This is a genomic window from Salmonella sp. 2018103 (genome assembly GCF_026247685.1).
In the GTDB taxonomy this organism is placed as follows: domain Bacteria; phylum Pseudomonadota; class Gammaproteobacteria; order Enterobacterales; family Enterobacteriaceae; genus Salmonella; species Salmonella enterica.
This window is the reverse complement of record NZ_CP111029.1, coordinates 1,067,299-1,092,368: the sequence shown is the minus strand read 5'-3', so window position 1 is coordinate 1,092,368 and position 25,070 is coordinate 1,067,299. Positions and strand designations below refer to the sequence as shown.

The following is a 25,070-nucleotide window of genomic DNA, read 5'->3' as shown; positions in this document are numbered from 1 at the left end:
TTTTAACAATCACGCAACCGAACTGCTACATGTCGGCTCACATAATCACAAAAATCTTCTTCCGAACCTGAAAAATCCGGACGTCCGGCGTGAGGATAAAAAATGAAAAAACAATTACTTCGTACCCTTACTGCAAGCATTTTATTAATGAGTACCTCTGTTCTGGCGCAGGAGGCGCCGTCGCGAACAGAATGTATCGCGCCAGCCAAACCTGGCGGCGGTTTCGACCTTACCTGTAAGCTGATTCAGGTGAGTTTGCTGGAGACTGGCGCAATCGAGAAACCCATGCGGGTAACGTATATGCCCGGCGGCGTCGGCGCTGTGGCCTATAACGCGATAGTCGCCCAACGCCCTGGCGAACCCGGGACTGTGGTCGCCTTTTCCGGCGGTTCGCTGCTCAACCTGTCGCAGGGGAAATTTGGTCGCTACGGCGTGGATGATGTGCGCTGGCTGGCAAGCGTGGGCACTGATTACGGCATGATCGCCGTGCGTGCGGATTCCCCGTGGAAAACGCTGAAAGATCTGATGACGGCGATGGAAAAAGATCCCAACAGCGTGGTCATTGGCGCTGGCGCCTCTATTGGCAGCCAGGACTGGATGAAGTCGGCGTTGCTGGCGCAAAAGGCGAACGTCGACCCGCACAAGATGCGCTACGTTGCCTTTGAGGGCGGCGGCGAGCCGGTGACAGCATTAATGGGCAACCATGTTCAGGTTGTCTCCGGCGATCTCAGTGAAATGGTGCCTTATCTGGGCGGCGACAAAATCCGCGTGCTTGCCGTCTTTTCAGAAAATCGTCTGCCGGGCCAGCTTGCCAATATCCCTACCGCTAAAGAACAGGGCTACGACCTGGTGTGGCCGATTATTCGCGGCTTCTACGTCGGGCCAAAAGTCAGCGATGCCGATTACCAGTGGTGGGTGGATACCTTCAAGAAGCTCCAGCAAACCGACGAGTTTAAAAAGCAGCGCGATCTGCGCGGCCTGTTTGAGTTCGACATGACCGGCCAGCAGCTCGATGACTACGTGAAAAAACAGGTTACTGATTACCGTGAACAGGCGAAAGCCTTCGGACTCGCGAAATAATCGCGGAGGCAATGATGAGCGATCGTATCTTTGCGGGTATCTGGCTGTTGCTCTGTATCGCCGGGCTATTCATCGCCTGGCAGATCCAAAGCGAATACAGCTATGAACCCGTCGGCCCCCGCCCTTTTCCGCTGGGGATTATCGGCCTGATGGCGCTCTGCGCGCTGGCGCTGTTATTGCGCCATCCCGACACGGTGAGCTGGCCGCGCCGCCATGTTCTGCAAAAGCTAATTACCATGATCATCATCCTGTTGATGTATGCCTGGGGATTCGAATGGCTGGGTTTTCCCATCGCCACCGCGCTTCTCACCATGGTTATCGGGATGCTGTTCGGCGCCACGATCCCGGCGGCGGGTATCTCCGGCGCGGTATTGGGCATTCTGCTGTGGTATGCCTTTGACCGGCTGCTTGATGTCACCTTACCTCTCGGCGCCTGGCTGAGTTAACGGAGCAACGATGGATACCTGGATATATCTTTCTCAGGGCTTTGCGGTGGCGATGACGCCGGAAAACCTGGTTATCGCGTTGATTGGCTGCTTCGTGGGCACGATCGTCGGTCTGCTGCCGGGCCTGGGACCGATCAACGGCGTGGCAATCTTACTGCCGCTGGCCTTTGCGTTGCATCTGCCTGCGGAGTCGGCGCTAATTCTGCTGGCGACGGTGTACATTGGCTGTGAGTATGGCGGCAGGATCTCCTCCATATTGCTCAACGTCCCCGGCGATGCGGCGGCGATCATGACGGCGCTGGACGGTTACCCGATGGCGCAGCAAGGGAAAGGCGGCGTAGCGCTGTCGATTTCCGCAGTCAGCTCATTTTTCGGTTCATTAATCGCTATCGGCGGCATCATTCTGTTCGCCCCTTTACTGGCGCAATGGTCGCTGGCCTTTGGTCCGGCGGAATATTTCGCCTTAATGGTTTTTGCCATCGCCTGTCTTGGCAGCATGATGGCGCAAAACCCGCTTAAATCATTTCTGGCAGCGCTGATCGGTCTTGGCCTTGCGACCGTCGGCGTGGACGCCAACACCGGGGTTTATCGCTTTACCTTTGACAGCGTTCATCTTTCCGACGGCGTACAGTTTATCGTCGTGGTGATCGGCCTGTTCTCGGTATCAGAAATACTTTTAATGCTGGAACATACCAGCAGCGGGCAAACAATGGTCCGCAAAACGGGTCGAATGTTGTTCAACCTGAAAGAAGGCGCGCAGTGTATCGGCACCACCCTGCGTTCTTCGGTAATCGGCTTTTTTGTCGGCGTATTGCCCGGCGCCGGGGCGACCATCGCCAGCGCCATTACCTATATGACCGAGAAAAAACTCAGCGGCAACAGCGATAGCTTCGGCAAAGGGGATATTCGCGGCGTCGCGGCGCCGGAGGCGGCAAACAACGCCTCTGCCTGCGGCTCCTTCATCCCGATGCTGACGCTGGGCGTTCCCGGTTCCGGCACTACGGCAGTGATGATGGGGGCGCTGACGCTGTACAACATCACGCCAGGCCCGGCAATGTTCACCGAACAGCCGGATATCGTCTGGGGACTCATCGCTGCGCTGCTGATTGCGAACGTGATGCTGCTGATCATGAATATCCCGTTGATCGGTCTGTTCACCCGTATGCTCACCATTCCGCTGTGGTTCCTGGTACCCGCCATCGCTGCCGTATCGGCGGTAGGGGTGTATGCGGTACACAGCACCACCTTCGATCTGGTGCTGATGGTCGCGCTCGGCGTGTTAGGGTACATTTTACGTAAAATGCACTTCCCCATGTCGCCGCTGATCCTGGGATTCGTACTGGGGGAAATGCTGGAGCAGAACCTGCGCCGCGCACTCTCTATCAGTAACGGCAATATGGCGATTTTGTGGCAAAGCGGCGTTGCCAAAGCCCTGCTGATCATGGCGATCATGGTCATTGTCGTACCGCCAGTGTTACGTCTGATCCGTAAACACAGCCGTAAACCGCAGGTTGACGCCGGTTAATTGACTGCTGAAATACGTTGTACTTGTCCGGCCTACGCGCTCATGTGCCAGGCCGGGCAACCCCGCCAGCATCCCTCTCCCATAACTCGCTCATTTTACCCCCCTTCTTGCCGTTGTCAGGCTCGTGGCGCCGTTAACCTCACCTTTCGCATTGTTAAATATTTGTTGTTTTTGATCACAATAATTAAACAAAAGCGGTTATTTCATACGCGTTCCTGAAAAATGTCGATATTTTTAATTTATGGCTACGAAATGAGCATCGCCATGTCTCCCTGACCATCTACCGAGAGGAATGATTCTGATGAATGCACTGACTGCCGTAAAAGCGAACACAGATGATTTAGCCCAACGCCATACTGGTTTCACCCTTGCCCCTTCGGTGCAGTCGCCGCGCCTGCTGGCGTTAACGTTTACGGCGGATACCACAAGACAATTTCTCCATCAGGTTGCGCAGTGGCCGGTGCAGGCGCTGGAATACAAATCTTTCTTACGTTTCAAAATCGGCAAGATCCTCGACGATCTGTGCGGCAATCAGCTACAACCGCTGTTGATCAAAACGCTCCTCAACCGTGCACAAGGCGCGCTGTTGATCAGCGCCGAAGGGATCGATGATGTCGCACAGGCAGAAGAGATGGTCAAACTGGCGACGGCGGTGGCGCATCTTATTGGTCGCTCCAACTACGATGCGATGAGCGGCCAGTATTACGCGCGTTTCGTGGTCAAAAACGTCGACAACTCCGACAGTTATCTGCGCCAGCCCCACCGCGTAATGGAACTGCACAATGACGGCACCTATGTTGAGGAGGTGACCGACTACGTGCTGATGATGAAAATCGACGAACAAAATATGGAAGGCGGTAATTCGCTGCTGCTGCACCTTGATGACTGGGAACATCTGGAGTCGTTTTTTACCCATCCGCTGGCGCGTCGCGTCATGCGCTGGGCGGCGCCGCCAAGCAAGAATGTTAGCCATGACGTCTGGCACCCGGTGTTTGATGTCGACCAACAAGGCCGCCCGGTCATGCGTTATATCGACCAGTTCGTCCAGCCAAAAGACTTTGAAGAAGGCGTCTGGCTCAGCGAGCTTTCAGACGCGCTGGAAACCAGTCAAAACATCCTCTCCGTACCGGTACCGGTCGGCAAATTCCTGCTGATTAACAATCTGTTCTGGCTACATGGACGCGATCGTTTTACGCCGCATCCTGACTTGCGTCGCGAACTGATGCGCCAGCGCGGTTACTTCGCCTACGCCGCCAGCCATTATCAAACTCACCAATAAGCGCCACGGCGAAGGAATTACGCGGATGTATGATTTTGTGATTATCGGCGGCGGCATTATCGGCATGTCGACCGCCATGCAACTTATTGATGTCTACCCGGATGCGCGCATCGCGTTGCTGGAAAAAGAGTCCGCGCCAGCCTGCCACCAGACCGGGCATAACAGCGGCGTGATCCATGCCGGGGTGTACTACACGCCCGGCAGCCTCAAAGCGCGGTTTTGTCTGGCGGGCAATCAGGCGACCAAAACCTTTTGCGATCAAAACAACATCCGCTACGACACCTGCGGCAAAATGTTGGTCGCCACCTCGGAGCTGGAAATGGCGCGGATGCGCGCGCTATGGGAGCGGACGGCGGCCAACGGCTTAGAGCGCGAGTGGTTAAGCGCCGCGGAGCTGCGTGAACGCGAACCCAATATCATTGGCCTGGGCGGGATTTTTGTCCCTTCCAGCGGAATTGTCAGCTATCGCGATGTCGCGACGGCCATGGCGAACCGCTTTCAGGCCAAAGGCGGCGAGATCATCTACCATGCCGAGGTCAGCGCGCTAACAGAACATGCCGCTGGCGTTGTTATTCGCACCTCGCAAGGTCGAGAAATCGAAACCGCTACGCTTATCGGCTGTGCAGGGCTGATGGCGGATCGGCTGGTCAAAATGCTGGGCGTGGAGCCCGGTTTTATTATCTGCCCTTTCCGCGGCGAGTACTTTCGTCTGGCCCCGCGACACAACCGGATCGTTAACCATTTGATCTACCCGATCCCCGATCCGGCAATGCCGTTTCTCGGCGTCCATCTTACCCGCATGATCGACGGCAGCGTCACGGTCGGGCCGAATGCGGTGCTGGCGCTTAAACGCGAAGGCTACCGTAAGCGCGACGTTTCCTTCACCGACACTCTGGAGATTTTTCGCTCCGCCGGCATCCGTCGCGTACTGCAAAACCATCTGCTTTCCGGACTGGGCGAGATGAAAAACTCGCTGTGCAAAAGTGGCTATTTGCGGCGAGTACAAAAGTATTGCCCCAGCCTGACCGTCAACGATCTCCAGCCCTGGCCGGCAGGCGTGCGGGCGCAGGCGGTTTCGCCGGACGGCAAACTGATTGATGATTTTCTGTTTGTCACGACGCCGCGTTCCATTCACACCTGTAACGCCCCCTCCCCGGCGGCGACATCAGCGATACCTATCGGCGCGCATATCGTCAGCAAAGTTCAGGCGCTACGCGAAAGCCAAAGCAACCCCGGACGTACGCTGCGTGCGGCACGCAGCGTGGACGCACTACACGCCGCATTTACCCGTTAACCCTTCAGACAGGAAGCAATTATGCAACTTAACGACTCTACCCTGTTCCGCCAGCAGGCCTTTATCGATGGCGACTGGCGCGACGCGCGCGGCGGCGATGTCATCCCCGTGAGCAACCCCGCCAACGGGAAACCGCTCGGCAATGTGCCCAAAATGGGGGCGGAAGAGACGCGCGACGCCATCAACGCCGCCAATCGCGCCCTGCCCGCCTGGCGCGCGCTCACCGCCAAAGAGCGAGCCAATATCCTGCGTCGCTGGTTCAATCTGATGATGGAACATCAGGACGATTTGGCGCGTCTGATGACGCTGGAACAGGGCAAACCGCTGGCGGAAGCGAAAGGCGAAATTAGCTACGCCGCCTCGTTTATTGAATGGTTCGCCGAAGAGGGGAAACGTATCTATGGCGACACGATTCCAGGTCATCAGGCCGATAAACGGCTGCTGGTGATTAAGCAGCCCATCGGCGTCACCGCCGCGATTACCCCGTGGAACTTTCCCTCGGCTATGATCACCCGTAAAGCCGGCCCCGCGCTGGCCGCAGGCTGCACAATGGTACTCAAACCCGCCAGCCAGACGCCGTTTTCCGCGCTGGCGCTGGCGGAACTGGCCCGGCGCGCCGGAATTCCCGCAGGCGTATTTAACGTCGTTACCGGTTCGGCAGGCGATATCGGCGGCGAGCTGACCAGCAACCCGCTGGTACGCAAACTGTCGTTTACCGGCTCGACGGAGATTGGCCGCCAGCTAATGGAACAATGCGCCAAAGACATTAAAAAAGTGTCGCTGGAGTTGGGCGGCAATGCGCCGTTTATCGTCTTTGACGATGCCGATCTGGATAAAGCCGTCGAAGGCGCGCTGGCTTCGAAGTTTCGCAACGCCGGGCAGACCTGTGTCTGCGCCAATAGATTGTATGTTCAGGACGGCGTTTACGATCGTTTTGCGGAAAAACTCAACCAGGCGGTAAATAAGCTCGCGGTCGGCGACGGCCTGCAAGCCGACGTTGCTATCGGGCCGCTGATTGATGAAAAAGCCGTGGCGAAAGTCCAGGAGCATATCGCCGATGCGCTGGAAAAAGGCGCCCGCGTCATTACGGGCGGTGAAGCGCACAAATTGGGCGGCAACTTCTTTCAACCGACCATTCTGGCGGATGTTCCTGATAACGCGAAAGTCGCCAAAGAAGAGACATTCGGGCCGCTCGCGCCTCTGTTCCGCTTCAGCGACGAGGCGGATGTCATCAGGCAGGCTAACGATACCGAGTTCGGCCTGGCAGCCTATTTTTATGCACGCGATTTAAGCCGCGTTTTCCGCGTCGGCGAAGCGCTGGAATACGGCATCGTCGGTATTAATACCGGCATTATCTCCAACGAAGTCGCGCCTTTCGGCGGTATTAAGGCCTCCGGATTAGGCCGTGAAGGTTCCAAATACGGCATCGAAGATTATTTAGAAATCAAATATATGTGCATCGGCCTTTAACAGGAGAGTCGCTAATGAATACCAATCACGCTTTAATGCAGCGCCGTCATAACGCCGTTCCTCGCGGCGTGGGGCAGATTCACCCGATTTTCGCCGAGCGGGCGGAAAATTGTCGGGTCTGGGATGTCGAAGGCCGTGAGTATCTCGATTTCGCGGGCGGCATTGCCGTCCTGAACACTGGTCATTTACATCCGGGCATTGTTTCAGCGGTCGAAGCGCAGTTGAAGAAATTGTCGCATACCTGTTTTCAGGTACTGGCCTATGAACCGTACCTGGCGTTGTGCGAACGCATGAACCAGAAGGTACCAGGCGATTTCGCCAAAAAAACGTTGCTGGTCACGACCGGTTCAGAAGCGGTTGAAAACGCCGTGAAAATCGCCCGCGCGGCGACAAAACGCAGCGGCGCTATCGCGTTTAGCGGCGCTTACCACGGTCGTACCCACTACACGCTCTCTCTGACCGGGAAAGTACACCCGTACTCTGCTGGTATGGGATTGATGCCAGGCCATGTCTACCGCGCGCTTTATCCTTGCCCGCTACACAACATCAGCGACGACGATGCGATCGCCAGCATTGAGCGCATCTTTAAAAATGATGCCGCGCCGGAAGATATCGCCGCCATTATTATTGAGCCGGTACAGGGCGAAGGCGGATTTTACGCCGCCTCTCCCGCGTTTATGCAGCGACTGCGCGCGCTATGCGACCAACACAGCATTATGTTGATTGCCGACGAAGTGCAAAGCGGCGCGGGCCGGACCGGTACGCTGTTCGCCATGGAACAGATGGGCGTTGCGGCAGATATTACCACGTTTGCGAAATCGATCGCCGGCGGCTTTCCGCTGGCAGGCGTTACCGGCCGGGCAGACGTGATGGACGCTATCGCGCCGGGCGGTCTGGGCGGCACCTATGCCGGAAACCCGATTGCCTGCGCCGCCGCGCTGGCGGTACTGGACATTTTCGAGCAGGAAAATCTACTGCAAAAGGCAAATACGCTTGGCAAAACGCTGCGCGATGGCCTGATGGAGATAGCGGAAACGCACCGTGAGATTGGCGACGTGCGCGGACTGGGCGCCATGATCGCCATTGAGTTGTTCGAAAATGGCGACCCCGGCAAACCGAACGCGACTCTGACCGCCGACATTGTGGCCCGCGCCCGCGAGAAAGGGTTAATTCTGCTCTCCTGCGGTCCTTACTACAACATCTTGCGCATCCTCGTTCCACTCACTATTGAGGCCTCGCAGATTCGGCAAGGCCTGGAGATTATCGCCCAGTGCTTTGATGAGGCGAAACAAGCGTAATGTCCAATAAGCAGCGTCGGATGGCGACGTAACTGTCTTATCCGGCCTACAAAAACCGTTTCGATTGTAGGCCGAATAATTAAGCCAGGCGCCATCCGGTAAACGAGCGCAATAACAATAAAGAGGTTTTAGGATGGGGCAATTGTCAGAATCACATGCATTAGGGGGCGGGCTGAAATCACGCCACGTCACCATGTTATCGATCGCCGGCGTCATCGGTGCCAGCCTGTTTGTCGGCTCCAGCGTGGCGATTGCGGAGGCCGGCCCTGCGGTACTGCTGGCCTATCTGTTCGCAGGACTTTTAGTCGTCATGATTATGCGAATGCTGGCTGAAATGGCCGTCGCCACGCCGGATACCGGTTCTTTTTCCACCTATGCGGATAAAGCGATCGGCCCCTGGGCCGGGTATACCATCGGCTGGTTATACTGGTGGTTTTGGGTGCTGGTTATTCCGCTGGAGGCCAATATTGCCGCCATTATTCTGAATTCATGGATACCGGGTATTCCGGTGTGGCTATTTTCATTAGTGATTACGCTTGCCTTAACTGGAAGCAATTTATTGAGCGTCAAAAATTACGGCGAATTCGAATTCTGGCTGGCGCTATGTAAAGTGATTGCTATCCTGGCGTTTATCGCGCTGGGCGCGACGGCGATTAGCGGTTTTTATCCATATGCCGAGGTAAGCGGTATCTCCCGGCTATGGGATCACGGCGGTTTTATGCCTAACGGCTTCGGCGCGGTGTTAAGCGCCATGTTGATCACCATGTTCTCTTTTATGGGCGCGGAAATCGTCACTATTGCTGCCGCGGAATCCGATACGCCGGATAAACATATCGTACGCGCCACCAATTCTGTTATCTGGCGAATTTCCATCTTTTACCTGTGTTCCATTTTTGTGGTGGTGGCGCTGATCCCGTGGAATATGCCGGGTCTGAAAAGCGTAGGTTCGTACCGTTCGGTACTGGAGCTGCTTCATATTCCGCACGCAAAATTCATTATGGACTGCGTGATTTTGTTGTCGGTGACCAGTTGTCTGAACTCCGCATTATATACCGCCTCCCGGATGCTCTATTCCCTTAGCCGCCGCGGCGATGCGCCTGCGATAATGGGAAAAACTAACCGTAGCAAAACGCCCTGGGTGGCGGTTCTCCTCTCTACCGGCGCGGCGTTTTTAACCGTTGTCGTCAATTATTACGCCCCGGCAAAAGTGTTTAAATTTCTTATCGACAGTTCCGGCGCCATCGCGCTGTTGGTCTATCTGGTGATTGCGATTTCGCAATTGCGGATGCGTAAAATTCTGCTGGCGCAGGGCGGAGAAATTAAGTTGAAAATGTGGCTTTATCCGTGGCTCACCTGGCTGGTTATCGGCTTTATCTGCTTTGTCCTGGTGGTGATGCTGTTTCGACCGGCACAACAACTAGAAGTCATTTCGACGGGGCTGTTAGGGCTGGGCATAATAGGTACTGTACCCATTATGTCTCGCTGGAAAAAACTGATAAGGTGGCAAAAAGCCCCCCTGCAAAACCTACGTTAGTTATTCCCGGCGTCAGCCGGGAAGCTTCTCAGGAGTAAAAGATGACCGCCCTTTCCCAACCGACGGCCATAGATGGCTATCGCTGGCTTAAAAATGACATTATTCGCGGCACTTATCAGCCGGATGAGAAACTGCGGATGAGTTTATTAACCGCCCGCTATGCGCTCGGCGTAGGGCCGCTGCGCGAGGCGCTGTCGCAACTGGTGGCGGAACGGCTGGTCACCGTGGTGAATCAAAAAGGCTATCGCGTGGCATCCATGTCAGAGGCGGAACTCCTCGATATTTTTGACGCGCGCGCCAATATGGAAGCGATGCTGGTACGCCTGGCGATTGAACGCGGCGATGATGCGTGGGAGGCGGAGATCCTGGCGCGAGCGCATATGCTCAGTAAACTGGAAGCCAGCGATGCCAGTGAACATATGCTCGATGAATGGGACCAGCGCCACCAGGCGTTCCATTCCGCCATTGTCGCCGGGTGCGGCTCCCACTATCTGCTACAGATGCGTGAACGCTTATTTGACCTGGCGGCCCGCTACCGCTTTATTTGGTTACGTGAAACCGTTCTGTCCGTCGAGATGCTGGAAGATAAACATATTCAGCATCACACGCTAACCGAAGCGATACTGGCGCGCGAGGCGGCACGCGCCAGCGAATTAATGCGTCAGCATTTGCTGACGCCGATTCCCATTATTCGCCAGGCGATGGCAGGAAAAATGTAGCCTGGCGCGGCCTGATAGCCATTATTCTTCAGGAATACGCAACACTTGTCCCGGATATATTTTTTCCGGGCTTTTCAGCATCGGTTTATTTGCCTCGAAGATTTTATTATACAGATTGGCGTTACCATACACTTGCTTTGAAATAGCGCTCAGGGTGTCGCCTGATTTTACGGTATAAAACTGACTTTCAGCCGCTGGCGTCGTGGTTTTAACCTGATCGTCAACGCTGCTAATCCCGGCGATATTCCCCACGGCAACCAGAATTTTTTCTTTTGCCTCCTGACTCAGCCCATCACCCGTCACTGTCGCTTTTCCATCCGCAATTTGCACATTCACTTTGTCAGCGTCGGGTATTCCCGTTTTATTTAAATGTTCCTGGACTTTTTTCGCCTGATCGTCCTTATCATGATTAGCGGTTACCGCGTCCCAGAGTTTTTCACCTGCATCTTTTACAAAATTGAAAAGTCCCATATTCACCTCGCTTGTCAAAAATACACACAAAGAAAAGTGTAGCAGAGGGAATGAGGTTATCCTGATAAGCGGCGCTTATGCGCCGCCGGTGGCCGGTAATTAATGACGCATCTGAACCCAAAATGCGTGGATAAGCCCCGGAATATATCCGAGTAATGTCAGCAGGATATTAAGGATAAATGCCCAACCGAACCCTTTTCCTAAAAGTACGCCGAGCGGAGGCAAAATAATCGTAAATACAATTCTCCAGAAACCCATATACACTCCATACAAGCAAAATTAGTCATTGTTTAAAAAGAGATTTTATCTCTAAGCATAGTCAGTTTACCTGAGCCTGCCAGTCGCGCGCCGCGCTTTTACCCTCCTTTACGCTTTTTACGCTGGCATCAGGTTGACGTTTATTTTAGAATTAACTAAATTTAGAAAATGCTTAAATAACTATGACAGAGCTTGAACAACTTCAGGCCAGCGCAGAACAGGCGGCGGCCCTGCTCAAAGCGATGAGCCACCCAAAAAGATTACTGATTTTATGTATGCTTTGCGGTTCGCCAAAAACCAGCGCAGGCGAACTGGCGCGCATTACCGGGCTAAGCCCCTCCGCGACATCGCAACATCTGGCGCGGATGCGGGAAGAAGGGCTGATTGATAGTCAACGCGATGCCCAGCGCATTCACTATTTCATTAAAAATAAGGCGGTTAATACGATTATCGCCACGTTAAAGAATCTCTATTGTCCATAAGGAGGCACGATGTCCATTGGGATAGTTTCCCCCCGTGAGGCGCAAGCGCTGATAGCGCAAGGCGCGAAACTGATTGATGTGCGCGACGCCGATGAATATCTGCGCGAGCATATTCCACATGCGCAACTGGCGCCGCTCTCCCGGCTTGAACAGGGCGATTTGCCCGCCAACCTGCGAGCGGAACAGATTATTTTTCACTGTCAGTCAGGTAAACGAACCAGCAGCAATGCAGCAAAACTACAGGCCATTGCCGCCCCTGCTCAGGTCAGTCTACTGGAAGGCGGTATCGACGGATGGAAAGCGGCAGGATTGCCCGTCACAGAAGACAAATCGCAACCGTTGCCGCTGATGCGTCAGGTGCAAATCGCCGCCGGCGGGTTGACGTTGCTTGGGGTGATTCTGGGCTATACGGTCCACGGCGGCTTTTTCCTCATTAGCGGTTTTGTCGGGGCCGGGTTAATGCTGGCAGGCATGACCGGCTTCTGCGGAATGGCGCGACTACTGGAAAAAATGCCCTGGAATACCCGTACTCATTAAGCGGTACCTTCACCACGCGTCGGTAAGTGTGTAGTAGACTGAAGGCGGGTTTATAGCATTGTTCAACAGGAGGGCGTGATGTTCACACCAGGCGATTTTGTACAGCCCCGAATGGGGGGGCCGAAACTGAAAGTGATTGAAGTCAACGAGGATCATATTGTCGCGGTACAGGCCAGCAATGAGCAGGGCGAAAAATTGATCCTCAAAGCGGAAGATGTCACCCCCTATTGCGAAGAGGGCGATTTTGGCGTGTGCTGATTTATCAGAATGAGCATGGCGCAACGTTCCCTGAGTCCCGGTTAATAGAGACAGGAAACGAAGCGCCATCCGTTAAAGGTTATCCGTGATTAGATTAAGAAATCATCCAGAGATTTCCCCGCCGCCAGCGCCTGGGCAATCGGTTTAGGCGTACGACCTTGTCCGGTCCAGGTTTTTTCTTCGCCATTGAAATCAGTAAAACGATATTTTGCCGGACGCGGCTGGCGCTTTTTAGCAGAACGCGGCATTGCTGAATCCATGGCAAATAACTCTTCCGGGTTAATACCGTCTGCTTTCATCAGCTCCAGAAAGGCATTAATTTTCTCCTGCTTCTCGGCAAGCTGGCGTTGCTGCAATTCTTCTTCTTCGCGTCTTTCTTTAGTGACAACCCTGAATTTTTCGAGCATTTCTTCAAGAACGTCAATGGAGAATTCGCGAGCCATAGCACGCAGCGTGCGGATATTATTTAAGTTCTGTAACATCAAATTCATATCAATAAAAACCTTTTAACGCAGAAAACAAAAAACTATTACAGGCGGTATTGTATGCGATTATTGATTATATTTCCAGATCCTAAAGTTCATACAGATATACTCAGTATAACTCGATTAATTATATTAATCTGTTAACCAGAAGGTTATATTCATTACCCCCTGTGTGTTTCAGGTTATTCTGCCTACGGTATATCTGTAGGTTTCCCGTTCAGCTGTTTATACCCTTCATACTTCAAGTTGCTTATGTGTTGGCTACGGATTACCCGGCCCATCCATGGGCCTCGCCCTGACGGGCCGTCGCACGCGACGTTCAAATCTGCTCCCGGCAGATTTGCCGCTCCCCACAGTCACATCGTTATCTATGCTCCTGGTGACTCACTCTCTTGCCGCCTTTAAGCAATTCGAAATCCATAGAATATATAGCGTATTGCGTATCTCAGTAGCCACGGTGACCCTCACGGTGGCTGACCTTATACAGAAGTGAATATTTCATCATAATAAGAGATTAACCATTCAAAAATTATCATCAGAGCTTTATGCTAAAAATCACCCTGCAATAGCTATAATTATGCTGAGAAAAGTAGAGCGCGTGCCGTTAGCCGAGAATAGATCGCATCTGACAACATTTGGAATGTGGCTGAAAATCGCCAGAAAAACAATGCATTATAATACATTGATTTAAAAGTAATTAATGACTAACAACAACGAAAATCTCGCCGCGAGCAAAAAACACACAATCGTAGAGTATTTTATCGACAAAAAGCCTATAAATAAAAATATTACACTAGTTGATAGTTATTATATAGGGATATACTCTATGCAAAGACAAAAGTGCTTTATGATTTCACTACCAACCATCACCTCATTCTGATCGATACGCTACAAGGAGCATTAACATGTTCTCTCCACAGTCACGCTTGCGTCATGCCGTAGCAGACACGTTTGCGATGGTTGTTTACTGTTCTGTTGTGAACATGTTGATCGAGATATTCCTCTCCGGAATGAGCTTTGAGCAGTCGCTTTCTTCCAGGCTGGTGGCGATACCTGTCAACATTTTGATTGCATGGCCATACGGCGTTTACCGCGATCTGATTATGCGCGTCGCGCGTAAGGCAAGCCCGGCGGGATGGGCCAAAAACCTGGCGGATGTATTGGCTTATGTCACCTTTCAGTCACCCGTTTATATTATCATCTTGCTGACCGTCGGCGCCGGCTGGCATCAGATAGTGGCCGCCGTGAGTTCAAACATTGTTGTTTCAATGTTAATGGGCGCGGTTTATGGCTACTTCCTGGATTATTGTCGTCGCCTGTTTAAAGTGAGCAGCTATCATCAGGCTAAGGCATAAGTTAACGTCGCGACTGGCATTGCCAGTCGCGCTTTTAGTCGCTTTTTTCGTCGCCAAAAAGCCCGTTCAGATAACGTTCTAACGCTATTCGGGAGCTAAAGCCGTGGGGAATACCGTAATGTTCGTGGGTCTCGCCGCCTAAATAGAGCGGAAAATTTTGGTAGTGATCGCAGGTTTTAATATCCGAAGCCGGGTCAGCCAGTGATGAGCTACGGTCTTTTAATCTGGGGTGAATGATCAGCGCGGTACGCCCCATACGCGCCTCGCGGTTAACATAAACATAATTCTCGCCGCGTCGATAACCATACGTCTTATTCGTCACCACATCGACGGTAAACCCTGCCTTTTCCAGTACCCGCGCCACCTCGTCAGGTCGTAAATACATATTTTATCCTCATTCTCTTTTACTGCGGGCTTACCTTACCCGATAGCGCGTTATCAACGCTTTCAGAAAAGTCCAGAAACGCATGATATCGCCGTAACAAGCCTCAGCAGGTAAAAATATGAACTACACTGAAAGCTACATCGAAATCAATGGAGGATCATATGCTTAACAAACCGAACCGAAACGACGTCGATGATGGTGTTCAGGATATTCAGAATGATGTCAATCGATTAGCCGACAGTCTGGAAGATGTCCTTAAATCCTGGGGAAGCGATGCGAAAGACGAAGCCGAGGCTGCGCGACGTAAAGCACAGGCGTTGTTGAAAGAGACCCGGGCGCGGATGCAGGGTCGTACTCGCGTAAAACAAGCCGCCTGTGATGCGATGGGGTGCGCGGATACGTTTGTGCATGAAAAACCCTGGTGTAGCGTAGGAACCGCCGCAGCGGTAGGGATTTTTATCGGGGCGCTGCTTAGCCTGCGTCGCTAACGACGTGCGCTGCCGGATGGCGACATACTTTATTGGGCCTGCATCATTGCCGCAGGCCCAGGTCGCGCCATTCGGCGAAACGGTTACTGTATCGCCTGTCGCAGCTGCCATGCGACCTGTTTCGCCATGCCAGCGGAAGTAATATTGGTAAACGACAGTAAAATGCCCCCCTTTCCTGACGAAACCACTCGCCAACGGCTTAGCGCCTGTACCGCCAGTCCGGCCTGATTCGCTTTCGCTACCTGCGCTTTATCATCGCCTTCAACCTCAATAACCAATTGAATACCGCCTTTCTGTAATGTCACGACAAATCCCTGTTCTGCCAGCGCCTCTTCAATCCATAACCGTCGCTGAGCATAATGTTGGCGCATCTTTTTCAGATGCCGCCAGAAATGACCATCACGGATAAAATCAGCCAACGTGTGCTGCCATAACAACGGTACGCTACAGGGCATCAGCGACGCCTGCTGGCGGAAATGCTCAATCTGCTTTATCGGCACCACCAGCCAGGCGGTACGTAATGCCGGAAAGAGCGACTTACTGAACGTTCCGGCGTAAATCACTCGCTGCGGGGCATCCAGACTCTTGAGCGGCGGAAGCGGTTTACCGTGATAACGAAATTCGCTGTCGTAGTCATCTTCAATAATCCAGGCCTGCACATTCGCCGCCCATGCCAGAAGTTGCCGTCGGCGAGTTAACGACAGCGCTACCCCCAACGGACTTTGGTGGGCGGGCGTCACCAATGCAAAGCGCCCCTGCGGGCAATCCCGCATCCCCGCCGCGACATTCAGCCCATCGGCATCGACCGGAATCGGCGCCAGCGTAATCCCCTCCTGCGTTATCACCGGGCGAATTAACGGAAAGCCGGGATCTTCCACCCACATGCTGTCTCCCGGCACAGACAATGTACGCAGGATCAGCCGCATAGAATCCGCATATCCGGAGGTAATAAATACCTGTTCCGGCAGACATTCAATGCTACGCGAAACCCGCAGGTAATCGACTATCGCCTGGCGCAAAATCGCCTCGCCGCAGACGTCGCCTAATGCCAGATCGAAGCGCGTCTGCGTGCGCAACCGACGCCCCATCACTCGCGCCCACTTCTCGCGCGGAAAGAGATCCAGCGCCGGTAACCCCATCTGAAAGGGTTTCGGTTCCGGACTTTCTCCGGCAAAAACAGCGGGTATCGGCGGCGCCGTCTCAAACCGTAGAGCGTTGCTCACAAACGTGCCTGCCTGGCCACGTCGCTCCAGCCAGCCCTGCGCCACCAGCTCGCCATAGGCATTTTCCACCGTGGCGCGAGAAACGCCCAGTTCCTGCGCCCACGTCCGGCTGGAAGGCAAACGCGTTCCGGGCGCGAGTTCTCCTTGCTCAATGGCCGTTTTTAACTGACGAGCGATGTGCTGATAGCGCGGCATATGGTCTGCTTTTTCTGTAAAAATATGGCTCTCTTTTACAGACCATTATAGTGCTACAGTGCTCGTCATCAACACGAGGAGACACATGATGACGACGTTACGCCAACCCTATTATGAACTGAGCCCGGAGGTTTACAGCGCTCTGGTGCAGGCGAAAAACGCGCTGGAAAAGAGCACGCTTGACCCCACGCTGATGGAGCTGATTTACCTGCGTGTTTCGCAAATAAATGGTTGTGCATTTTGCCTGGAGATGCACAGTAAAGCGTTGCGTAAGGCTGGCGTAAATCAAGCTAAATTAGATGCGCTGGCAGGATGGCGGGTAAGCCACCATTTCAGCGAGCAAGAGTGCGCGGCGTTAGCCTGGGCGGAATCGGTGACGCATATTGCTGAAACCCACGCCGAAGATAATGTTTACCTGCCGCTGCTCGATCATTTCAGCGCGCGTCAAATCAGTGATCTGACCTTCGCTATTGGTTTAATGAACTGCTTTAACCGTCTGGCGATCGGTATGCGAATGTGACGCATTGTTGCCGGATGGCGCTGATGTCAGCCAACTCTGTTATGCGTGAACCTGCAGGCCGGATCGGGCGTTCACGCCGCCATCCGGCAAAAATTAGCCATGCCGCCCCTACCCCGCTGCGTTCATCAGCGACGTTAAAATCAATCGAAAATTCCCATATCTTGTATGGTTGAATATTAATTCAACTACATCTAGTATTTCCTGTATCAACACACGACAATCCGACGCGTTTCATCGCGCCGTTTTCTCATTTTAAATGGAAATACGAATCATGAGCATTACTATTTACACTCGCAATAACTGTGTTCAGTGCCACGCCACAAAGCGGGCGATGGAAAGCCGTGGATTTGAATTTAAGATGGTGAACGTCGATCTGGTGCCGGATGCAGCGGATACGCTCCGGGCGCAAGGATTTCGTCAATTACCGGTGGTGATGGCGGGCGATTTGAGCTGGTCTGGCTTCCGCCCGGACATGATTAACCGTCTGCACCCGACACCCCACGCGGCAAACGCATGAGCGCGCTCGTCTACTTCTCCAGCAGCTCTGAAAATACGCACCGTTTTATGCAGCGTCTGGGGCTGCCTGCCACGCGTATTCCGCTCAATGAACGGGAGCGAATTCAGGTAGACGAACCGTACATTCTGGTTGTGCCGTCATACGGCGGCGGCGGGATGGCCGGTGCGGTGCCGCGACAGGTGATCCGCTTTTTAAATGATGAACACAACCGGGCGCGCATTCGCGGCGTTATCGCCTCCGGTAATCGCAATTTCGGCGATGCCTGGGGATGCGCTGGCGATGTGATAGCACAAAAATGCGGCGTTCCCTGGCTGTACCGCTTTGAGCTCATGGGCACACAACGCGACATCGATAACGTCCGAAAAGGAGTAAATGAATTTTGGCAACAACTATCCCGGAGCGCGTAATGCAGGAAACCATGGATTACCACGCCCTGAACGCGATGCTGAATCTTTATGATAAAGCAGGCCATATTCAGTTCGACAAGGACCAGCAGGCGATCGACGCCTTCTTTGCCGCCCACGTCCGCCCGCATTCCGTGACGTTTGCCAGCCAGCATGAACGTCTGGAGACGCTGGTTCGGGAAGGGTATTACGATGACGCTGTCCTCGCGCGTTACGACCGCGCCTTCGTCCTCCGCCTGTTCGAGCACGCCCATGCCAGCGGCTTTCGCTTCCAGACGTTTCTTGGCGCCTGGAAGTTCTATACCAGTTACACGCTGAAAACCTTCGACGGCAAACGTTATCTGGAACACTTTGAAGATCGGGTGACTATGGTGGCGTTGACGCTGGCGCAGGGTGACGAAACGCTGGCCACCCAACTGACCGATGAAATGCTTTCTGGTCGCTTTCAGCCCGCTACCCCGACTTTTTTAAATTGCGGTAAACAGCAGCGTGGGGAACTGGTCTCCTGCTTCCTGCTCCGTATCGAAGACAATATGGAGTCGATCGGGCGAGCGGTGAATTCGGCGCTGCAACTCTCCAAACGCGGCGGCGGCGTCGCGTTTTTACTCTCCAATCTGCGCGAGGCGGGCGCGCCGATCAAACGCATTGAGAATCAGTCTTCCGGCGTGATCCCGGTGATGAAAATGCTGGAAGACGCATTTTCGTATGCCAACCAGCTTGGCGCGCGCCAGGGGGCCGGCGCGGTTTATCTCCATGCGCACCACCCGGATATTCTGCGTTTTCTGGATACCAAACGGGAAAATGCTGACGAAAAAATCCGGATCAAAACGCTCTCTCTCGGCGTGGTGATCCCGGATATCACCTTCCGGCTGGCGAAAGAAAACGCGCAAATGGCGCTCTTTTCGCCCTATGACGTACAACGACGCTACGGCAAACCGTTTGGCGATATCGCCATTAGCGAACGGTACGATGAATTAATTGCCGATCCACACGTGCGTAAAACCTATATTAACGCCCGTGACTTTTTTCAAACACTGGCGGAGATTCAGTTCGAATCCGGGTATCCCTACATCATGTTTGAAGATACGGTAAACCGCGCGAATCCCATTGCTGGTCGCATTAATATGAGCAATCTGTGCTCGGAAATTTTACAGGTCAATAGCGCCTCCCGTTACGACGATAACCTTGACTATACCCACATCGGGCATGACATCTCCTGCAATCTCGGCTCGCTGAATATCGCTCACGTCATGGATTCACCGGACATTGGTCGTACCGTAGAAACCGCTATTCGCGGCCTGACGGCGGTGTCGGACATGAGCCATATACGCAGCGTGCCCTCAATAGCCGCCGGTAATGCCGCCTCTCATGCCATCGGTCTGGGCCAGATGAATCTGCATGGCTATCTGGCGAGAGAAGGCATTGCCTACGGTTCGCCGGAGGCGTTGGATTTCACCAATTTCTATTTTTACACCATTACCTGGCATGCCGTGCATACTTCAATGCGGCTGGCCCGCGAACGCGGCAAAACCTTCGCCGGATTTGCGCAGTCGCGCTATGCCAGCGGCGACTATTTTACGCAGTATTTACAGGACGACTGGCAACCGAAAACGGCGAAAGTCAGGGCGCTATTTGCCCGCAGCGGCATTACGCTGCCCACACGAGAAATGTGGCTAAAGCTGCGCGACGATGTGATGCGCTATGGCATCTATAACCAAAATTTGCAGGCGGTGCCGCCGACCGGTTCGATTTCTTACATTAATCATGCGACTTCCAGCATTCATCCGATTGTGGCCAAAATTGAGATTCGCAAAGAGGGCAAAACCGGGCGTGTGTATTACCCCGCGCCGTTTATGACCAATGAAAATCTGGACATGTATCAGGATGCCTACGATATCGGTCCGGAAAAAATTATTGATACCTATGCCGAGGCCACGCGCCACGTCGATCAAGGACTGTCGCTCACCCTGTTTTTCCCCGATACCGCCACGACCCGCGATATCAACAAAGCGCAGATCTATGCCTGGCGAAAAGGTATTAAGTCACTGTATTACATCCGGCTTCGCCAGTTGGCGCTGGAAGGTACTGAAATTGAAGGCTGCGTATCCTGCGCGCTATAAGGAAAGCCATATGAAATTATCTCGTATTAGCGCCATCAACTGGAACAAGATCCAGGACGACAAAGATCTGGAGGTGTGGAACCGGCTGACCAGTAACTTCTGGCTGCCGGAAAAAGTGCCGTTATCGAATGATATTCCGGCCTGGCAGACGCTGAGCGCCGCCGAACAGCAGCTCACCATTCGCGTGTTTACGGGTCTTACGCTGCTTGACACTATCCAGAACATCGCAGGCGCGCCGTCGTTAATGGCAGATGCCATCACGCCGCATGAAGAGGCAGTACTGTCGAACATCAGCTTTATGGAAGCGGTACACGCCCGCTCTTACAGTTCTATTTTTTCCACGCTGTGCCAGACAAAAGAGGTTGATGCCGCCTACGCCTGGAGCGAAGAAAACCCGCCGCTTCAGCGTAAGGCGCAGATTATTTTGGCTCATTACGTCAGCGATGAACCGCTAAAGAAAAAGATTGCCAGCGTCTTTTTAGAGTCTTTTCTGTTCTATTCCGGCTTCTGGCTGCCGATGTATTTCTCCAGCCGCGGTAAGCTCACGAACACTGCCGACCTGATTCGTTTAATCATTCGCGATGAAGCGGTTCACGGTTATTATATTGGCTATAAGTATCAGATAGCGCTACAAAAACTATCGGCAATCGAGCGTGAAGAGTTAAAGCTTTTCGCGCTGGATTTGTTGATGGAACTGTACGACAACGAAATCCGCTACACAGAAGCGTTATATGCGGAAACCGGCTGGGTTAACGACGTCAAAGCCTTCTTGTGCTACAACGCCAATAAAGCCTTAATGAACCTGGGTTATGAGGCATTATTTCCGCCGGAGATGGCAGACGTGAATCCCGCAATCCTTGCCGCGCTCTCGCCGAATGCCGACGAAAACCATGATTTCTTTTCCGGCTCAGGTTCATCTTATGTGATGGGGAAAACAGTCGAAACCGAAGACGAAGACTGGAATTTTTAACCTTACGGGCATGGGAAATAACGTTACATTCCCCATGCCTTTATTTCAAGCAATAGCGGGTTAAATCGCGCAAATATTACAACATGTCCTACACTCAATACGAGTGAGATTATTCACCTGGATTCCCCCAATTCAGGTGGATTTTTGCTGGTTGTCCCAAAAAATATCTCTCCCTCTCCATTCGCGTTCAGCCCTTATATCATGGGAAATCACAGCCGATAGAACCTCGCAATATTCATGCCAGAAGCAAATTCAGGGTTGTCTCAGATTCTGAGTATGTTAGGGTAGAAAAAGGTAACTATTTCTATCAGGTAACATATCGACATAAGTAAATAACAGGAATCATTCTATTGCATGGCAATTAAATTAGAAGTGAAGAATCTGTATAAAATATTTGGAGAGCATCCGCAGCGTGCCTTCAAATATATTGAAAAGGGACTATCGAAAGAGCAAATACTGGAAAAAACGGGGCTATCGCTTGGCGTTAAAGACGCCAGTCTGGCCATTGAAGAAGGCGAGATATTTGTCATCATGGGATTATCCGGCTCGGGTAAATCCACAATGGTACGCCTTCTCAATCGCCTGATTGAACCCACCCGCGGGCAGGTACTGATTGACGGTGTTGATATTGCCAAAATATCAGACGCTGAGCTTCGCGAGGTGCGCAGGAAAAAGATTGCGATGGTCTTCCAGTCATTTGCGCTCATGCCGCATATGACCGTGCTGGATAATACGGCATTCGGTATGGAATTAGCGGGCATCGCGGCGCAAGAGCGTCGCGAAAAAGCGCTGGACGCCTTGCGTCAGGTAGGGCTTGAGAATTACGCTCACGCCTACCCGGATGAACTTTCCGGTGGGATGCGTCAGCGTGTTGGGCTTGCCCGCGCGCTGGCAATCAACCCTGATATCTTATTAATGGATGAAGCATTTTCCGCCCTCGATCCATTAATTCGTACCGAAATGCAGGATGAGCTGGTGAAATTACAGGCGAAACATCAGCGCACCATTGTCTTTATTTCCCACGATCTTGATGAGGCTATGCGTATTGGCGACAGGATTGCCATTATGCAAAATGGCGAGGTCGTACAGGTTGGTACGCCGGATGAGATCCTGAATAATCCGGCAAATGATTATGTCCGCACGTTCTTCCGTGGCGTGGATATTAGTCAGGTCTTTAGCGCCAAAGATATTGCCCGTCGCAGTCCGGTCGGATTAATTCGTAAAACGCCAGGTTTTGGTCCCCGTTCGGCACTGAAATTATTACAGGATGAAGACCGTGAATATGGTTACGTCATTGAGCGTGGCAATAAATTCGTGGGCGTCGTGTCCATCGACTCATTAAAAGCGGCATTAAGCCAGGCGCAAGGGATTGAAGCGGCGCTTATCGACGACCCTTTAGTCGTTGATGCGCAAACCCCACTCAGCGAGTTGCTCTCTCACGTCGGCCAGGCGCCCTGCGCGGTGCCGGTTGTCGATGAAGAACACCAGTATGTTGGCATTATTTCAAAACGTATGTTGCTACAGGCTTTAGATCGCGAGGGGGGTAACAATGGCTGATCAAACGAATCCGTGGGATACCGCACAGGTGGCCGATACTACGACGCAAACGGCTGATGCCTGGGGAACACCGGCAGGCGTAGCCACGGACGGCGGCAGTACCGACTGGTTGAACAGCGCGCCCGCGCCAGCCCCTGAACACTTTTCTCTTCTGGACCCGTTCCATAAGACGCTGATCCCGCTGGATAGCTGGGTCACAGAGGGAATCGACTGGGTCGTCACCCATTTCCGTCCCCTTTTTCAGGGGATTCGTGTGCCGGTGGATTACATTCTTAACGGCTTTCAGCAACTGCTGCTGGGAATGCCCGCCCCTGTGGCGATTATTCTCTTTGCGCTGATTGCCTGGCAGGTTTCCGGCGTGGGCATGGGGATCGCAACGCTGATATCGCTGATCGCGATCGGCGCGATCGGTGCCTGGTCGCAGGCGATGATTACCCTGGCGCTGGTGTTGACCGCCCTGTTGTTCTGCGTCGTGATCGGATTACCGATGGGAATCTGGCTGGCGCGCAGCCCGCGCGCAGCCAAAATAGTTCGTCCGCTGCTGGATGCGATGCAGACCACGCCCGCGTTTGTCTATCTGGTGCCGATTGTCATGTTATTCGGCATCGGTAACGTGCCGGGCGTGGTGGTGACGATTATTTTTGCTCTACCGCCGATTATACGCCTGACGATCCTGGGCATTAACCAGGTGCCTGCCGACTTAATTGAAGCGTCGCGCTCGTTCGGCGCCAGCCCGCGCCAAATGTTGTTCAAAGTGCAGTTACCGCTGGCGATGCCCACCATTATGGCAGGCGTTAATCAGACGCTGATGCTGGCTCTCTCGATGGTCGTCATCGCCTCGATGATTGCGGTCGGCGGGCTTGGCCAGATGGTATTACGCGGCATTGGTCGTCTTGATATGGGGCTGGCAACCGTGGGCGGCGTCGGCATTGTGATTCTCGCCATCATTCTGGACCGTCTGACGCAGGCCGTCGGGCGCGACTCGCGTAGCCGCGGTAACCGTCGCTGGTATACCACCGGTCCTGTTGGGCTAATCACCCGCCCTTTCGTTAAGTAACTCTCCTGACGCCCGGTGACATTGCGCTTACCGGGCTTACAACTCCCTACCATAATTAAAGGAACAACGATGCGACATACTGTGATATTTGCCTCAGCGTTTGCCACCCTTGTCACCGCCAGCGCTTTCGCTGCCGACCTGCCTGGCAAAGGCATTACCGTCCAACCAATCCAAAGCACGATTTCTGAAGAGTCCTTCCAGACGTTACTGGTCAGCCGGGCGCTGGAAAAGTTGGGTTATACCGTAAATAAGCCGAGTGAAGTCGATTACAACGTAGGCTATACCTCCATCGCCTCTGGCGATGCGACGTTTACCGCCGTGAACTGGCAGCCGCTGCATGATGATATGTATGCCGCAGCAGGCGGAGACAAAAAGTTTTACCGCGAGGGTGTCTTCGTCTCCGGCGCTGCGCAGGGCTATCTGATCGATAAAAAAACCGCCGAGCAGTACAACATCACCAATATCGCTCAGCTAAAAGATCCGAAAATCGCCAAAATCTTCGATACCAATGGCGACGGCAAAGCGGACATGATGGGCTGCTCGCCGGGCTGGGGCTGCGAAGCCGTGATCAATCACCAGAATAAAGCGTTTGATCTGCAAAAAACCGTTGAGGTCAGCCACGGTAACTATGCGGCGATGATGGCTGATACCATTACCCGTTTTAAAGAAGGCAAGCCGGTGCTGTATTACACCTGGACCCCGTACTGGGTGAGCGACGTAATGAAGCCGGGTAAAGATGTCGTCTGGCTACAGGTGCCGTTCTCCTCCCTGCCGGGCGAACAGAAAAATATTGATACTAAACTGCCGAACGGCGCGAACTATGGGTTCCCGGTTAATACCATGCATATTGTCGCCAATAAGGCATGGGCGGAGAAAAACCCGGCGGCGGCGAAACTGTTCGCCATCATGAAGCTGCCGCTGGCGGATATCAACGCGCAGAACGCCATGATGCATGCCGGTAAATCGTCTGAAGCCGATGTTCAGGGCCATGTGGACGGCTGGATCAACGCCCACCAGCAGCAGTTTGACGGCTGGGTGAAAGAAGCGCTGGCCGCGCAGAAATAAGATCGTTTTTTATGCCGGATAAGGCGCAGTTCATGCGCCGCTATCCGGCCAACGCAATCTCTCCTCAAAGCGCACGAT

27 protein-coding genes are annotated in these 25,070 nt (G+C 53.3%); 22 read left to right on the top strand and 5 right to left on the bottom strand.

Translation table 11 applies throughout. The features are described 5' to 3' along the window. Positions 1 to 102: 102 nt before the first annotated feature. The 9 genes from OLG56_RS05275 to csiR all read left to right on the top strand — a co-directional run bounded on the left by OLG56_RS05275 (position 103) and on the right by csiR (position 10,645). The gene (locus OLG56_RS05275; RefSeq protein WP_000744413.1) at positions 103 to 1,080 is read left to right on the top strand and encodes a Bug family tripartite tricarboxylate transporter substrate binding protein; all 978 of its coding nucleotides are present in this window, start codon (positions 103 to 105) and stop codon (positions 1,078 to 1,080) included. Positions 1,081 to 1,091: 11 nt separating this feature from the next. Then, entirely contained in the window at positions 1,092 to 1,526 is a 435-nt protein-coding gene (locus OLG56_RS05270; protein WP_001574835.1) for a tripartite tricarboxylate transporter TctB family protein, read from the top strand. A gap of 10 nt (positions 1,527 to 1,536) precedes the next feature. Next, on the top strand, positions 1,537 to 3,051 hold the full coding sequence (locus OLG56_RS05265) for a tripartite tricarboxylate transporter permease (protein WP_000382034.1): 1,515 nt from the start codon (positions 1,537 to 1,539) through the stop codon (positions 3,049 to 3,051). A gap of 301 nt (positions 3,052 to 3,352) precedes the next feature. Continuing rightward, positions 3,353 to 4,330, top strand: coding sequence for a glutarate dioxygenase GlaH (gene glaH / locus OLG56_RS05260; RefSeq protein WP_000993105.1), 978 nt, complete (start codon positions 3,353 to 3,355; stop codon positions 4,328 to 4,330). A 25-nt stretch (positions 4,331 to 4,355) separates the two neighbouring features. After that, the gene (gene lhgD / locus OLG56_RS05255; protein ID WP_023212485.1) at positions 4,356 to 5,624 is read left to right on the top strand and encodes an L-2-hydroxyglutarate dehydrogenase; all 1,269 of its coding nucleotides are present in this window, start codon (positions 4,356 to 4,358) and stop codon (positions 5,622 to 5,624) included. A gap of 21 nt (positions 5,625 to 5,645) precedes the next feature. Further along, positions 5,646 to 7,094, top strand: a complete 1,449-nt coding sequence (gabD, locus tag OLG56_RS05250) for an NADP-dependent succinate-semialdehyde dehydrogenase (RefSeq protein ID WP_001176532.1) — start codon at positions 5,646 to 5,648, stop codon at positions 7,092 to 7,094. Between the two features lie 14 nt (positions 7,095 to 7,108). Then, positions 7,109 to 8,392 carry a 4-aminobutyrate--2-oxoglutarate transaminase gene (gabT, locus tag OLG56_RS05245; protein WP_079900279.1) on the top strand — a complete coding sequence of 428 codons (1,284 nt, stop codon included), beginning with the start codon at positions 7,109 to 7,111 and terminating at the stop codon, positions 8,390 to 8,392. A 133-nt stretch (positions 8,393 to 8,525) separates the two neighbouring features. Next, positions 8,526 to 9,926: a GABA permease gene (gene gabP, locus OLG56_RS05240; RefSeq protein ID WP_000531288.1), complete on the top strand. Its 1,401-nt coding sequence runs from the start codon at positions 8,526 to 8,528 to the stop codon at positions 9,924 to 9,926. A 41-nt stretch (positions 9,927 to 9,967) separates the two neighbouring features. After that, positions 9,968 to 10,645, top strand: a complete 678-nt coding sequence (csiR, locus tag OLG56_RS05235) for a DNA-binding transcriptional regulator CsiR (protein WP_000126152.1) — start codon at positions 9,968 to 9,970, stop codon at positions 10,643 to 10,645. 21 nt (positions 10,646 to 10,666) lie between these two features. Here csiR and lysM read toward each other — a convergent pair whose 3' ends face one another. Further along, on the bottom strand, positions 10,667 to 11,116 hold the full coding sequence (gene lysM, locus OLG56_RS05230) for a peptidoglycan-binding protein LysM (RefSeq protein ID WP_000522406.1): 450 nt from the start codon (positions 11,114 to 11,116) through the stop codon (positions 10,667 to 10,669). A gap of 99 nt (positions 11,117 to 11,215) precedes the next feature. Next, positions 11,216 to 11,374: a YqaE/Pmp3 family membrane protein gene (locus OLG56_RS05225; RefSeq protein ID WP_000508175.1), complete on the bottom strand. Its 159-nt coding sequence runs from the start codon at positions 11,372 to 11,374 to the stop codon at positions 11,216 to 11,218. 182 nt (positions 11,375 to 11,556) lie between these two features. Here OLG56_RS05225 and OLG56_RS05220 point away from each other — a divergent pair, with 182 nt between their 5' ends. From OLG56_RS05220 to OLG56_RS05210, 3 genes are all read left to right on the top strand, one after another. After that, complete coding sequence (locus tag OLG56_RS05220; RefSeq protein ID WP_000137434.1) at positions 11,557 to 11,856, top strand: ArsR/SmtB family transcription factor; 300 nt, start codon at positions 11,557 to 11,559, stop codon at positions 11,854 to 11,856. 9 nt (positions 11,857 to 11,865) lie between these two features. Next, the gene (locus tag OLG56_RS05215; RefSeq protein ID WP_000022011.1) at positions 11,866 to 12,393 is read left to right on the top strand and encodes a rhodanese family protein; all 528 of its coding nucleotides are present in this window, start codon (positions 11,866 to 11,868) and stop codon (positions 12,391 to 12,393) included. Positions 12,394 to 12,471: 78 nt separating this feature from the next. After that, complete coding sequence (locus OLG56_RS05210) at positions 12,472 to 12,651, top strand: GDFGVC terminal motif YodC-like protein (protein WP_000494935.1); 180 nt, start codon at positions 12,472 to 12,474, stop codon at positions 12,649 to 12,651. Between the two features lie 89 nt (positions 12,652 to 12,740). Here the strand turns inward: OLG56_RS05210 and stpA are convergent, their stop codons facing one another. Beyond that, the gene (gene stpA, locus OLG56_RS05205) at positions 12,741 to 13,142 is read right to left on the bottom strand and encodes a DNA-binding protein StpA (protein ID WP_001051100.1); all 402 of its coding nucleotides are present in this window, start codon (positions 13,140 to 13,142) and stop codon (positions 12,741 to 12,743) included. Positions 13,143 to 14,041: 899 nt separating this feature from the next. On the opposite strand from stpA, the gene alaE reads away from it, so the two are divergent. Beyond that, positions 14,042 to 14,491 (top strand): L-alanine exporter AlaE, encoded by a 450-nt coding sequence (alaE, locus tag OLG56_RS05200; protein ID WP_000492669.1) that lies wholly within the window; start codon positions 14,042 to 14,044, stop codon positions 14,489 to 14,491. A gap of 34 nt (positions 14,492 to 14,525) precedes the next feature. On the opposite strand, the gene OLG56_RS05195 is transcribed toward alaE, so the two are convergent. Next, on the bottom strand, positions 14,526 to 14,876 hold the full coding sequence (locus OLG56_RS05195) for a DUF2002 family protein (protein ID WP_000281304.1): 351 nt from the start codon (positions 14,874 to 14,876) through the stop codon (positions 14,526 to 14,528). Positions 14,877 to 15,037: 161 nt separating this feature from the next. Here OLG56_RS05195 and OLG56_RS05190 point away from each other — a divergent pair, with 161 nt between their 5' ends. Next, on the top strand, positions 15,038 to 15,364 hold the full coding sequence (locus OLG56_RS05190) for an ElaB/YgaM/YqjD family protein (RefSeq protein WP_057393284.1): 327 nt from the start codon (positions 15,038 to 15,040) through the stop codon (positions 15,362 to 15,364). Between the two features lie 83 nt (positions 15,365 to 15,447). Here the strand turns inward: OLG56_RS05190 and pdxR are convergent, their stop codons facing one another. Beyond that, a complete protein-coding gene (gene pdxR / locus OLG56_RS05185) occupies positions 15,448 to 16,782 on the bottom strand; it encodes a MocR-like pyridoxine biosynthesis transcription factor PdxR (protein ID WP_001138466.1) in 1,335 nt (444 codons plus the stop codon). An 88-nt stretch (positions 16,783 to 16,870) separates the two neighbouring features. On the opposite strand from pdxR, the gene OLG56_RS05180 reads away from it, so the two are divergent. The 8 genes from OLG56_RS05180 (at position 16,871) to proX (ending at position 24,992) form a co-directional block, all read left to right on the top strand. Further along, complete coding sequence (locus tag OLG56_RS05180; RefSeq protein ID WP_000209816.1) at positions 16,871 to 17,302, top strand: carboxymuconolactone decarboxylase family protein; 432 nt, start codon at positions 16,871 to 16,873, stop codon at positions 17,300 to 17,302. 271 nt (positions 17,303 to 17,573) lie between these two features. Continuing rightward, positions 17,574 to 17,819, top strand: a complete 246-nt coding sequence (nrdH, locus tag OLG56_RS05175; RefSeq protein WP_052942959.1) for a glutaredoxin-like protein NrdH — start codon at positions 17,574 to 17,576, stop codon at positions 17,817 to 17,819. Next, on the top strand, positions 17,816 to 18,226 hold the full coding sequence (nrdI, locus tag OLG56_RS05170) for a class Ib ribonucleoside-diphosphate reductase assembly flavoprotein NrdI (protein ID WP_001275402.1): 411 nt from the start codon (positions 17,816 to 17,818) through the stop codon (positions 18,224 to 18,226). The genes nrdH and nrdI overlap by 4 nt, the downstream gene beginning before the upstream one ends. Next, complete coding sequence (gene nrdE / locus OLG56_RS05165) at positions 18,226 to 20,343, top strand: class 1b ribonucleoside-diphosphate reductase subunit alpha (RefSeq protein ID WP_001543279.1); 2,118 nt, start codon at positions 18,226 to 18,228, stop codon at positions 20,341 to 20,343. The genes nrdI and nrdE overlap by 1 nt, the downstream gene beginning before the upstream one ends. A 10-nt stretch (positions 20,344 to 20,353) precedes the next feature. Further along, entirely contained in the window at positions 20,354 to 21,313 is a 960-nt protein-coding gene (gene nrdF / locus OLG56_RS05160; RefSeq protein WP_000777903.1) for a class 1b ribonucleoside-diphosphate reductase subunit beta, read from the top strand. A 354-nt stretch (positions 21,314 to 21,667) separates the two neighbouring features. Further along, on the top strand, positions 21,668 to 22,870 hold the full coding sequence (gene proV, locus OLG56_RS05155; protein ID WP_000985529.1) for a glycine betaine/L-proline ABC transporter ATP-binding protein ProV: 1,203 nt from the start codon (positions 21,668 to 21,670) through the stop codon (positions 22,868 to 22,870). Continuing rightward, positions 22,863 to 23,927 (top strand): glycine betaine/L-proline ABC transporter permease ProW, encoded by a 1,065-nt coding sequence (gene proW / locus OLG56_RS05150; protein ID WP_000775021.1) that lies wholly within the window; start codon positions 22,863 to 22,865, stop codon positions 23,925 to 23,927. The genes proV and proW overlap by 8 nt, the downstream gene beginning before the upstream one ends. Positions 23,928 to 23,996: 69 nt before the next feature. Continuing rightward, positions 23,997 to 24,992 carry a glycine betaine/L-proline ABC transporter substrate-binding protein ProX gene (gene proX / locus OLG56_RS05145; RefSeq protein ID WP_001216613.1) on the top strand — a complete coding sequence of 332 codons (996 nt, stop codon included), beginning with the start codon at positions 23,997 to 23,999 and terminating at the stop codon, positions 24,990 to 24,992. Positions 24,993 to 25,070: the final 78 nt, after the last annotated feature.